Source organism: Ulvibacterium sp. (genome assembly GCF_965228935.1).
Classification (GTDB): domain Bacteria; phylum Bacteroidota; class Bacteroidia; order Flavobacteriales; family Flavobacteriaceae; genus Ulvibacterium.
In genome coordinates this window covers 5,783,763-5,795,947 of sequence record NZ_OZ245846.1, presented here as the reverse complement: position 1 = coordinate 5,795,947, position 12,185 = coordinate 5,783,763, and the positions used below count along the sequence as shown (strand labels likewise).

10 protein-coding genes and 2 tRNA genes are annotated in these 12,185 nt (G+C 43.1%); 2 read left to right on the top strand and 10 right to left on the bottom strand.

Going from position 1 to position 12,185, the window contains the following annotated elements:
- Positions 1-6 precede the first annotated feature (6 nt).
- Both ACO06Y_RS24575 and ACO06Y_RS24570 read left to right on the top strand, forming a co-directional pair.
- Positions 7-999, top strand: a complete 993-nt coding sequence (locus tag ACO06Y_RS24575) for a type IX secretion system membrane protein PorP/SprF (protein ID WP_422081711.1) — start codon at positions 7-9, stop codon at positions 997-999.
- A gap of 151 nt (positions 1,000-1,150) precedes the next feature.
- Entirely contained in the window at positions 1,151-3,088 is a 1,938-nt protein-coding gene (locus ACO06Y_RS24570; RefSeq protein WP_422081710.1) for an OmpA family protein, read from the top strand.
- Between the two features lie 46 nt (positions 3,089-3,134).
- Here ACO06Y_RS24570 and ACO06Y_RS24565 read toward each other — a convergent pair whose 3' ends face one another.
- The 10 genes from ACO06Y_RS24565 to ACO06Y_RS24520 form a co-directional block, all read right to left on the bottom strand.
- Positions 3,135-4,388, bottom strand: a complete 1,254-nt coding sequence (locus ACO06Y_RS24565) for an NRAMP family divalent metal transporter (protein ID WP_422081709.1) — start codon at positions 4,386-4,388, stop codon at positions 3,135-3,137.
- Between the two features lie 56 nt (positions 4,389-4,444).
- Positions 4,445-5,080 carry a SanA/YdcF family protein gene (locus tag ACO06Y_RS24560; protein ID WP_422081708.1) on the bottom strand — a complete coding sequence of 212 codons (636 nt, stop codon included), beginning with the start codon at positions 5,078-5,080 and terminating at the stop codon, positions 4,445-4,447.
- Positions 5,081-5,293: 213 nt separating this feature from the next.
- On the bottom strand, positions 5,294-5,872 hold the full coding sequence (locus ACO06Y_RS24555; RefSeq protein ID WP_422081707.1) for a precorrin-2 dehydrogenase/sirohydrochlorin ferrochelatase family protein: 579 nt from the start codon (positions 5,870-5,872) through the stop codon (positions 5,294-5,296).
- Between the two features lie 46 nt (positions 5,873-5,918).
- On the bottom strand, positions 5,919-6,509 hold the full coding sequence (locus ACO06Y_RS24550; RefSeq protein ID WP_422081706.1) for a DUF4202 domain-containing protein: 591 nt from the start codon (positions 6,507-6,509) through the stop codon (positions 5,919-5,921).
- A 1,306-nt stretch (positions 6,510-7,815) separates the two neighbouring features.
- Positions 7,816-8,709 (bottom strand): sugar phosphate isomerase/epimerase family protein, encoded by an 894-nt coding sequence (locus ACO06Y_RS24545; protein ID WP_422081705.1) that lies wholly within the window; start codon positions 8,707-8,709, stop codon positions 7,816-7,818.
- 74 nt (positions 8,710-8,783) lie between these two features.
- Complete coding sequence (locus tag ACO06Y_RS24540) at positions 8,784-9,563, bottom strand: SDR family NAD(P)-dependent oxidoreductase (protein WP_422081704.1); 780 nt, start codon at positions 9,561-9,563, stop codon at positions 8,784-8,786.
- A 6-nt stretch (positions 9,564-9,569) separates the two neighbouring features.
- Positions 9,570-10,595, bottom strand: a complete 1,026-nt coding sequence (locus ACO06Y_RS24535) for a zinc-binding dehydrogenase (protein ID WP_422081703.1) — start codon at positions 10,593-10,595, stop codon at positions 9,570-9,572.
- 15 nt (positions 10,596-10,610) lie between these two features.
- Complete coding sequence (locus ACO06Y_RS24530) at positions 10,611-11,309, bottom strand: orotidine 5'-phosphate decarboxylase / HUMPS family protein (RefSeq protein ID WP_422081702.1); 699 nt, start codon at positions 11,307-11,309, stop codon at positions 10,611-10,613.
- Positions 11,310-11,823: 514 nt separating this feature from the next.
- Positions 11,824-11,908, bottom strand: a tRNA-Leu gene (locus ACO06Y_RS24525).
- Between the two features lie 175 nt (positions 11,909-12,083).
- A tRNA-Gly gene (locus ACO06Y_RS24520) sits at positions 12,084-12,159 on the bottom strand.
- Positions 12,160-12,185 lie beyond the last annotated feature (26 nt).

Sequence of the window (12,185 nt, the reverse complement as noted above, 5' to 3'; positions counted from 1 at the left end):
ATATCTATGGCATATAATATAGGTAAATCGCTTTACAAATACATTTGTTTTTTCCTTGTACTTACCGCCCTATGCAGTACGTACAAGGGCCAGGCCCAAAGGGAACCCCAATACACACAGTACATGTACAATATCGGTAGTTTTAATCCGGCCTATGTGGGCAGTGTGGAGAATCCGGAGATCATTGGTTTGTATCGTGCACAATGGCTGGATATTCCGGGGTCGCCAAGGACCATTCGTTTTGGTGTCAATTTCCCATTTGAGAATAAAAAGCACGGTCTAGGATTTAATGTAGTGAACGATCAGTTGGGGCCCGTAACCCAGACTTATGTGGATTTGTCCTATTCGTACCAATTTAACGTAACCTATAACACCATGCTATCCTTTGGGATGGATGTCGGAGGAGGTTTTCTCGATGTTGATTTCTCCAAGGGAACTTTTGAGAATCCGGGAGAACCGATATTGAATCGTAGCCCCCTTAACAATTTTTATCCCACCATTGGAGCAGGGTTATTTTTATACAGCGATGATGTTTGGTATTTTGGACTCTCCGTACCCAACTTTCTAACCGATGGGATTTACGACGAGGACGTAGCTGCTATTGTGGAGGATGATCTACATCTCAATATCATCGGGGGATATGTATTCGACTTGTCGGAAACCTTAAAATTCAAACCCGCTTTTTTGTTGAATTACGTCAGCGGGGCACCTTTGAACACGAACATTTCCGCAAATTTTCTAATCAACGAAAGATTCACGGCAGGCGCTTCCTACCGTGTGGACAATGCGATTAGCGGGTTGGCCGGTTTTCAGGTTTCCAGTAGTACGTTTATTGGCTATTCCTATGACTATAACACCAATTTACTTGGGGAGTTCAATAATGGTTCCCATGAAATTATTCTTAAGTTTTATTTAGGTAAAGGTAAAGGGCGTTCAAAAGATGAGAAACCTGATAATAAGGATCAACCAAAGCAAATTGACACACCAAGGTTCTTTTAAATGATATTCCTAATGAAACGAGCATTAATAAATTTTAGACATTTTTTCACAAAAGGTAATGTTAAAATTTTTAATGCGAGAGCGTAGCGGTTGCATACGTTCTCAATTTTATAATTAACATGAAATCAAATAATTATAAAGATTTAAACGTGTGAAAATAAGGGTTTTATTTTTAGCATTCTGGGTAGTATCGATTGTTTGCTTGGCACAGGAAAAGAAAATGTCCAAGGCGGATAAACTGTTCTATGGTTATTCCTACGCGGATGCCATCGCGGAATATCAAAAGCAGATGCGGGACGGAAAATTGATGACCAATCATCAGTTCTTGAATCTTGCCGATTCCTATTTCCATACTGGGGATTATCGGAATGCTTCCAAAATTTATCTTCAGGTCAATACCAAGGATACGATTATGTCCGTGCATCAATTCAATAAGATGCTACAAAGTATGGCCAAGAACTTGGAAAAGGATAGGATACAGGCCTTTCTGGAGACAAAAAAGGATATGTTACCCGGCCAATTATTGGAAAATGTCGATTTCAATTCCCAATTGCTGAATTCTGAATCCAATGCCGATAGGGACTTTCAAATTTTCAATATCGATGCCAATAGCCCCCAGGCGGATTTTTCACCTACTTTTTATAAGGATAGGCTGCTTTTCAGTAGCTCGCGTATTCAAAAATCAAAAAAAATATATGAACCTTCGGGAGATGCCTATTTGGATATTTATGTGGCCCGGATCGGATCGGATGGGAACGTACTTAATTCCAATCCATTTACCATAATACCGACGTCCAAATATCACAAATCGACACCCTTTTATGCCGAAGGTTTGGACAGGATTTTTTATATCCTTTCCAATACGGAAGATGGGCGACTTGCCTTTGACAGGAATGGTAAAAATTCCTTGGCCATGGGTGTCCTATATTCGAATGGCCTTTTTAGGTTTATCCTAAAGGATTTAAGTACCTCCTTTTACTATCCGTTTTTTGAGGAATCCACCGATAGGATTTACTTTGCTGCCAATTTTGAGGATAGCTATGGGGGCACGGACATTTATTACGTAAATACCAGTAATGGACAGATTATGTCCGAACCCTTTAATTTGGGCCCCCGTGTAAATACTGCCGGAAATGAAATAGCGCCTTATATTTTTGATGGGAGCCTGTATTTTTCCTCCGATATTTTTTATGGACTAGGCGGTATGGATATTTATAAGACCAATTTGCAGCCTGACGGTACCTTTAGTATTCCCGTTAATTTGGGAAGTGGAATCAACTCACCCCGGGATGATTTTGGTTTTATTATCAAAGACAATAATGCAGGGGGTTATTCCGGATACTTTTCATCCAACAGAATAGGAGGTAAGGGGAATGATGACATTTACGGATTTAAGATTGACCGAGTTCCTGGCCTGAGAACTTTAGTCTTGAATGGAAATATAAGGGAACTAGGGAAAAGACAGGGAATCGAAAAGGCAGCTGTTAGGATTTTGGATAAAAACAAAATTTTGATCAAAGAGGTGTATACGGATGAAGAAGGAACATTTCGGATAGAACTTCCATGGCCCGATGGAATTGTATTGGAAGTGGGTAAGGAGCGGTATTCCAGATTTACTAACACATTCGATGAAAGTGCGCTCGAGGAAATTCAAAAAGCACCTTTGGATATTGAATTGTTGTCCTTGGAAAAAGTTGTTGAGGAAAAGGAAGGGAAAACAGTTCTTAAGTTGAATGATTTCCTTTTCGCCAGAGGAAAGAGCGACCTCTCCGAGGATATGATAGCGGAGTTGGATAAAGTTGTCCAAGTAGTACATAGATTTCCTGAAATGCATCTCCGTATAGAATCCTATACCGATAGTCGGGGAAGCGAGTATACCAACAAAAAAATTTCCCAACAGCGGGCGGAGGCAGTTAAAAAATATCTTTCGGCGGAAGGTGTACCTTCCTCAAATATCTTGTCGGCCGAAGGGTTTGGAGAGGCAAAAATACTTAATAATTGTACGGATGGAGTGTATTGTTTGGAGTTTTTGCACAACCAAAACTTACGTACATTAATCGTGGTAGAGAACTATTCGGAACTGGAATAAGCTTCTCAAGACATTTCCTGGAATACAATTTGAGAACAGGATAGCATTAAAAAACGATCATCCAAAAATAGAGCAAGGAAAAAAGGGATAAAAAGACGATGCCCAAATAGGTCAGGATGCGCAGACTTCTTTTAGGACGATGAATCTGTGGAATTTCTTCGCTCATTACATTTTTCAGATTCATATAGCCAATAATAGGAGCTACCACGAATGACACAAAAGTCGCTAGGGCAACAAGCTTTCCCATATTGGCACTAAAAGTGGCGATTACCACAAAATTAACTGCGGCCAGTACAAGTACTCCCAGTGCGAAATAACCCTTCTTTCCGGTCAATTGAACTTTTGGATTCAATAGATCAATAATGTCCAGGGCTACCCGTGTAACCGCATCATGTGCGGTCATACAAGTACTGAACATGGTCGCAAAAGCCGATATCGCTATAAAAATGTAGGCCCAAGGCCCAATGTGGGTGGTGAATAATTGTACCACTTGATCGGCAAATGTCGTTGCATTTCCACTGAGTTCCGTATTTGTTCCATAAAGGGTCATCCAACCGATAATCAAAAAAAAGAGGGCCAAAAGTGCCGTCATAAGATAACCGGTATTAAATTCTTGTAAGGATTCCTTTAAAGGCGGTTTTTCTTTCTGCCCCTTCCATTTTTCAATGCTCCATAGACTTACCCAACTGGAAGCCTCCACGGTGGTAGGCATCCAGCCCATAAGGCTTATCAAGAACAGAATTCCAATTTCGTTAAAAATAGGGGGTGGGGTAAAATTCTCCACTTCGGCCACCTGTCCCTTGAAGACCACTAGAGCGGTGGTTACAATCAAGGCAACGAATAGAATGGATACCACAAACTTCAAGGAGACTTCCAGGAATTTATAACGTCCTATGATCAATAGGGAACTGATAAATGCAAATAGTCCCAGGGCGACCATACCCACTGAAATACCCGAGATTTTGAAAAGATTGATAAAAAGCCCTGCAGTCACCGTATAGAGGGCCGCCAAGATGGTAAACGTAGTTATTAAGGTGATAAAGGCGTAGAACCATAGATACCCCTTACCACGATTTAGATAGCCTTCTATTAGGGTCTTATTGGTGACATTGGTATAGCGAACGCCAAACTCAAAAAAAGGATATTTGAATATATTCGCCAATATGATGGGAATGGCCATAATCCAACCATATTGGGCCCCTGCCTTGGTAGAGAGGACCAAATGCGAAGTGCCAATGGCCATACTGGCAAACAAGAGACCCGGCCCAAGGTTTCTGATCAGCGTTTTGATTTTTGACATAGTTTGGCGGTTATAGGGTCTAAAATACGGTATTTTGGACTAAACCAAGGAATGCATTATTGTATCTCTACAGGTTCCCCATAGAATTTGGGTTGGGTATTGAACAAAAGATCAAGAAAGACTTTTACCCGAGCGAAATATTCCCGAAGCTGTACCTTAAAACCTTGTTGGCCCGCTATGTCCCGGGCATTATAACCGATAGCGGCAAGCCCTTTTTTTTCGGCCAGATAAATGGCCCGTTCATTGTGGAATTTTTGTGAAATTACCGTTACGCTATCCAATCCAAAAACCACTTTGGCCCGCACCATGGAATCCAAGGTCCGGAAACCCGCATAGTCCAAAAATATTTTTTCTTGAGGAACGCCTTTTTTTACCAGATCCCTTTTTATAGTGGAAGGTTCATTGTAATAAATTGTGGCATTGTCCCCACTCACAAGAATGTAGTCGATTTTACCTGCTTTAAAGAGTCTTACCGTAGCCTGGACCCTAAAGGTGTAATACGGGTTTTCCTGTCCGCCGACCAGTTTTTTCGAGGTTCCCAATACCAATCCTACCCGGTTTTTGGGAATCCTATCTACACTTGAAAATGTTTTTTCTTCCGCTGATGTATCTATGATGAAGTTGCATAACAAGATGAGCAGCAAGGGGATTATAATGAGCAAACTCAAAAGTATAAGGTATTTTCTTTTCATCTTGGGTAGGAAGGAATGCTGGATAAAGGTAAGGAAATGAAGAAAAATGAGATGTAGAACACTACGAGAGCACCATCAAAACGAACTCAAGGGTTAGGTAGAGGTATTGGTATTGAATTCCATCTTCTCCCGGCATTTCCTCTTTTGCAAAGGGCCGCAACTTAGGTCTTTGTCAATAGATCCAATAAAAGATTGCCCTGATATCATTTTGGTTTATTTTTTATTGACCAGCCCCTTCGTAAATTCGTTTAACGCCTCCACTTTTTCCTCAAAATCACCTTTTAGGGTTTTCCGGTATTCATTCAGGTTTTTAACAAGATCGTCAATATTGTCTGGAATAACATCCTCAAAAAATTGGCGTAGGCGTTTTGCCGTAGTAGGCGATTTCCCATTGGTGGAGATGGCCACCTTTACATTACCCTTGGTAACGATACCACCCATATAAAAATCACAAAATGGGGGATTATCCGCCACATTCACCAAAATACTCCGCTTTCTACAGTCATGGTATACCAGCTCGTTTACGGAAACATGGTCCGTGGTGGCCACGACCATATGTTTACCTTCCAGGTAACTGTCGTCATAGGCGGCCTCGACCATTTCCACATCAAATTCCCTGGCCAATGCAATGGTGTCTTCCCGAAACATTTTGGAGACCATTTGGACTTTGGCGTTTGGGCTCGACTTCAATAAAAAGGTAAGTTTTTCCAAGGCTACATTGCCTCCGCCCACAATAAGAACGTTCAATTGGGACACCTTTAGGAATATAGGATAGAGTTCATTTCGCTCCATAAGACACTACTTTTATTGATTCATCCTCCATACCTGTTTTTTATATTCATTCTTTAATAGCTTTGGCAACCAGTTCATATGCCTTTTTGGATAGCGGCAAGTCCAATGCGGCTTGCTGCCCCTTCCCGGACATTTTGCGCCAGGTTTTCTGGAGAATTTCCAAGCTCTTTTCGTCAGGGTGCTTTTCGGAGAAGGGTTCCAGATAAAACTCCAAAAACACCAAACATATCACATCTTCCAAGGTTTGTGTATCCTCATTTTTCTTTAGCTGTTTCTTTTCCAACAGAAAGGAAACCTTTTCAATAATATCCGCTTCATAACCCACTTCTTTCAGAATTTCGGAGGCTTTTTGGACATGGAACTTTTTCAATTCCTGTCGCCACTTCAAGTAACCGATTCGATCCATGGGATAAGAGTCCCTTGGTATTTCCCACCGTCGGATATGTTGGCAACGAGCGGTAAGTTGCAAGGCCTCATGGGCATTAGGGGCATAGCTGCCCAATCTTTCGGTCATACGCATGGCATAGAGCAATTCCTTGGGATAGGTTTTACCCAAATACTCCTCCTGGTTGGGATCTTCACTGTTGGCTTGATCAAATAGTAGAAAAGCCTTCGATAGTTTCTTGGGGTCGGACATAGCCAAATGTTTTATTCGAAGATACAAAAAGACTACGCCAGTTTTTGTTCAATTGGGAAGAGGGATGCTTTTTTTAAAATATTTGAAATGGTAAATGATCAGATATCCATTTTTTTCCAAGTCCCGTCCGAAGATGGGACCGAATTTAAATCTCGGGCATAAAAAAAGGGATACATTGATGAAGTGTATCCCCATTAGTCATGTATTTAGACAGACCGTTTAGTGGAGGCAATAGGTCTGATGTGTTCTACGGATCCGCTTGCTATCCTCAACATTGCTCAAAAAGGCAAGCCTGCTGGACTCCGTTACCGATTGATTGATGAATGTTTCCATGATATTGTTCGTTTAGTGATGACGTGCCCCCACATATTTGTTGGGATTAACGATTGAAATTTCTGTACTGTGCCCATTTTGCCCTCTTGCTACCGCTGAAAGAGGAGAAGTACTGTCCCGATTTGGATTCCGTTGCCGTTTTCGTAAATGATGCTTTCATGATTTCTAGTTTTTTATGTTGTTGATGTTGTTGTTTTTTGATCTGTATTATCGGTTGAAATTTCTGTACTGTGCCCACTGTGCTCTTTTGCTACCGCTGAAAGAGGAGAAGTACTGTCCCGATTTGGATTCCGTTGCCGTTTTCGTAAATGATGCTTTCATGATTTCTAGTTTTTTATGTTGTTGATGTTGTTGTTTTTTGATCTGTATTATCGGTTGAAATTTCTGTACTGTGCCCACTGTGCTCTTTTGCTACCGCTGAAAGAGGAGAAGTACTGTCCCGATTTTGATTCTGTTGCTGTTTTTGTAAATGATGCTTTCATAATTTTTAGTTTTTAATAGTTTTCTATGTTGTTTTTTAATTGACTTCTGACTAATAGACGACCTAAAATATTTTTTGTTACAGTACTATGTATAAAAAGGTACTATTTTATGTATTATTTAACATTTGTTTCGTTCAAAATTACCTTCAACCGGAATGTAAATAATTAATAGTCAGAATGTTAAATGAACTTTTTATTTTCTGTCATTTGAATTAAAGACCACAGCATTTTTAAAAAGTTACACTAAATCTCAATTTTTTTTAATTAAATCTTGATTTTTTATTTGCGATAATCCACCAAATAGTGGATTCGGGTTTCGGAGAATTCTAAAAAATGATGGAAGAATAGCCCTTATAACTAAAGAGTGTTGTTCTGGAGAAAGTAGGGAAGCAAATGATATCGTGAAGACGCGACAGTAGACCTCTAAATTGGATAACCTTAGATAACAATTCTGAAAACGGGCGGTTGACAAAACCGTTTCAATAGGAACACTAATTGAATTCCGGCCAATACTGTTTTATTTTTTTTCTAAGGAACAGCACACTACGTTCCAGTTGCTCCATACCGTCCACACCATCTTCAATACTGATCCAACCGTCAAAGCCCACGCGTTTCAATTCGGTAAAAATGGCATCATAGTCATTTAGGCCCTGACCAATCTCCCCATGGCGCAATCGTTTGGCATACCCTACGGAATCATTTTCCTCCTTCCTAAGGTCTTCCAAGGTTCCCTCGATAAGATAACGATCACTGGCGTGCATCGTAACTACCCTGTCGGACACCTGATACAACAGTTCCAATGGATCCTCTCCGGCCAAATACGTATTGCTTGGGTCATAATTTACACCAAAGTAGGGATGGTCTATTTTATCCACTAGGGTACAGAACACATCCATTTGCTGGGCAAATTCAGGGTACTCCCAAAAATCGTCCTTATAGTGATTCTCCAAGATCAAGGTCACGCCTAATTTTTCAGCTTTGGGCAAACAAGTTTCGATACATTCCGCAGCTAGATCCACACCTTGTTCAATGCTTAGATCGGGTCGCCGTTGACCGGACAATACCCTACAATAGCTTCCTCCCAATACATGGGTCATTTCTATCCAGTTCAGTTGCTTTTGGATTTCCTTTTGCCGAAAGGACGCATCGGGATGCGTAAAATCCGGGGAACAACAAAGCATAGGGATACTTTTTTTACAATCTTCCACCTGCTTTCGGAACAGGGGCCAGTTGGCCTTATTTTCCATCTCCAAAAAACCGGCATACCATTCCAGTCCATGAACATCGAGATTGTTGGCCAATTGGATCCATTCGGAAACCTTCATGGTTCCATCCTTACAAAGCGCCTGCATAAAGGCTTTTGGAAAAACGGCTAGTTTTGGCAAAGTATTGCGGATTTATGGTTTTTGATTATTTTCAAACTTCTAGTCCCTAACTGTCCAAGATCGATTACAAAGGTCTACCAGGTCTTTGCGACATTTCTACCTATCATGGGGTATTGTTCCAGTTCTATGATCTGCGCGCTAACGGGACCGCATTCATCGGAAAGTAGAAAGATGGCCGCAGCTGCGATCTCCTCCGGCTTAAGCAGTTTTTTGGCGGGTGCAAACAGTTCTGGAATGTCCTTGTACCAACCCTCCTTCTTTCCCAATGCTTTTTGATTGGCCAATTCATTTTCGGTTAATACCCATCCTGGATTGATCTGATTTACCCGAACCCCATTTTCCCGAAACAAGGTATCGCCCAGGTTTCGGCTCATGGTCATTAGGGCTCCCTTGGAAATACTGTAGGCCAATAAATTGGGTTCACCGCTCCAGGCGTTTATGGAACCAATGTTCAAGACACAGCCCTTGGTCTCCGTGAGATAGGGTAGGGCCGATTGTATGATGGCAAAGGGCGCCAAAGTATTGACCGCCAGCATCCGTTTTAGAAAGTCCATATCCGTAGTGGCGATATTGGAGGATTGTATGATGGCCGCGTTATTGACCACGGCATCCAGCTTGCCAAAGGAATCCATGGCGATTTGGACAAGTTTTTCGGGGGCTGTTTCCTCGGTAACGTCCTGGGTATGTACCACCAAATTCTCGGTACCCAATTCGTTGATTACCTTTTCGGCTTTTTCTTCTCGTAATCCGTTGGCGACTACACGGGCCCCTTCCCTTAGGCAGGCGCGGACAATGGCGTTGCCGATCCCCGTATAGCCTCCGGTAACTACAATAACCTTATTTTCTAATCGCATGGTTCATTAATTCGGTTGCAGAATACTCTTTATCACTTGTCCTGAATGCATGGCCGTAAATGCGGTATGCCATTCTTCCACGCCCCAAATTCCACCTATAATGGGTTTTACATCAAGACGACCCGATTGCAGTAAGGACAGTACTTTCTCCCAGATAGGCCAGTTGTGGCTAAAACTTCCTTGCAATCGTACATTTTTTTGAACCAAGGGATCCAAGGAGAAGTTAAGTGGTTGGGGCCCCCAGCCTACCTTGGTTATCTGACCATTGGGGCGAACCAACTGAAGGGCGACTTGCAGGGTCTGGCTTACACCAGCGGCATCGATGACACAGTCGGCCCCCAATCCATCTTTCTTTTTTGACCAGTCGGAAGCATCTCCAATGATGGTATGGCAATTATAGTGTCGTGCGGTTTTTAGCCGCTCGGTATCAGATTCCAAACCTACTAGGGCTACTTCGGCCCCACATAAATTGGCCATGGCCGCACATAGGATACCTATGGTACCCGGACCTAGGACAATAACGCGATCTCCCGGCCCAATATTCGAATTTACGATAACCGCGTTGTAGGCCACCGAGCAGGGCTCTGTTAAACAGGCATGCTCAAAGGGAAGATCCTTGGGAACGGTATGTAGGCATCTCGCCGGTACCCGCACAAATTGCGTCATGGCGCCGTTCACTCCGTAGCCAAAACCTTTTCTATCCGGATCCAGATTATAAAGCCCTTGGCGGGAGAGAGGACTATCCGCATTTATTATGGCCGCGGTTTCACTGACAACCCGATCTCCTTCCTTCCAATCCTTTACGCGATTTCCCAATTCAACAACATGCCCACCGAATTCATGGCCCAATACCACTGGGTAGTTTACGGGCCAACTATGATCGGCGGTCCATTGATGGAGATCGCTACCACATACCCCAACATGGGACACCTTGAGCAAAACATCATCTTCCCCGATGGTAGGTTTCGAAATTTCCCGTATCTCAACGCTTCCTTTTTCCGGTGCGAAATTAACAACAGCGGCAGATTTCATAAATATATAATTTGGTTAATCGGAAAGTTGTCCATATCCATGGATTTTTTCACAAATGAGTCTGAGTGAGCTTTCGAGATCGCCCGCTGCGGTTTTAAAAGCATCCGCATCTATGGTGAGCGGGGCACCCAAAACCACCATGGGTGCGCCGTATTCCGGGCATTGGATGGCCTGTTCCAGGGAAAGTCCGCCTACGGCCTGTACGGGGACATTTACCGCAGTGACTACTTTTTGTAATTCATCCAAGGGACTTGGCATGGGCAGTCCCGCTGCGGCTATACCCCTTCTTTCATCATAGCCTATATGGTGAATGATATAATCGCAACCCAACGCTTCCAGTTTTTTGGCTCCCTCTACCATATCCGGGCAACCCAAATTGTCGCCCATGACCTTAACATTAAAATCCTTCCCGGCCTGTACCACTACCTTAATGGTCTCTTCATGGGCACGGGCCATGACGACTACATGGGTAGCACCGGCTTTGGCCATCATTTCGGTTTCTAGGTACCCGCCGTCCATGGTCTTCAAATCCGCCACAATGGGAACCTCCGGAAAGGCGGCCCTTAATTTTCTTACCCCGTGTAGACCCTCTGCCAAAAGTAAGGGAGTACCGGCCTCCAACCAATCCACACCGGCGCGTAGCGCCATTGCCGCGGTCTCCAGGGCTTCATCAATATTGGTAAGGTCTAGGGATATTTGAACGATGGGTCGCATAGAAAAAGATTATCCCATAAATATAGAAATTAAAGAGCAAGGATAGTAGGGTGAGGGAAAATGTTTGAGAAACTAATACTCGGGGTGGGAATTGCTCGGCCTTTCAAGCCTTTGCGAATCCCATTCAAACGTGGTGAAGATAAAACCAAGACCACAGGTTTTGTTTTGTCCACATAGGCGCAAACAAGTTTGACCAAGTTCCCAAAACGAAAAACCAGTGCGTCTGCACTGGTTTTATCTATTCGTACTCGAGGCGGGTACCGCCATACGGCGGCAGAAATCACAAGTCCCGCTTTTATGTCACTACGTTCCATAAAAAAACCCTGACCAAAGCGTCAGGGTTCTCTCGTTGTACTCGAGGGGGGAATTGCCTCTGGCGAGTCCTGTTCAAACGTGGTGAAGATAAAACCAAAACCAGAGGTTTGGTTTTTGTTTTGTCCACATAGGCGCAAACAAGTTTGGCCAAGTTTCCAAAACGAAAAACCAGTGCAGACGCACTGGTTTTATCTATTCGTACTCGAGGCGGGACTTGAACCCGCACGGCCATAATGGCCATTGGATTTTAAGTCCAACGTGTCTACCAATTCCACCACTCGAGCAGGACTTAATTCTAATGTTTTATTTCAATTAAAAAAAAACTCCACCCTTGGTGACTGAGCGGAGTCGAAGTCGAGCGAAAAACGGGATTCGAACCTGCCTGCCGTCAGGCAGGCCCGCGACCGAGGTCGCCGACTTCAGGTATCCGGGTCAACGCTTGCTCGATTTCGATCAACTTGGAGCGAAAAACGGGATTCGAACCCGCGACCTCCACCTTGGCAAGGTGGCGCTCTACCAACTGAGCTATTTTCGCATATCCGGCAAAATAGCTTAATCGAA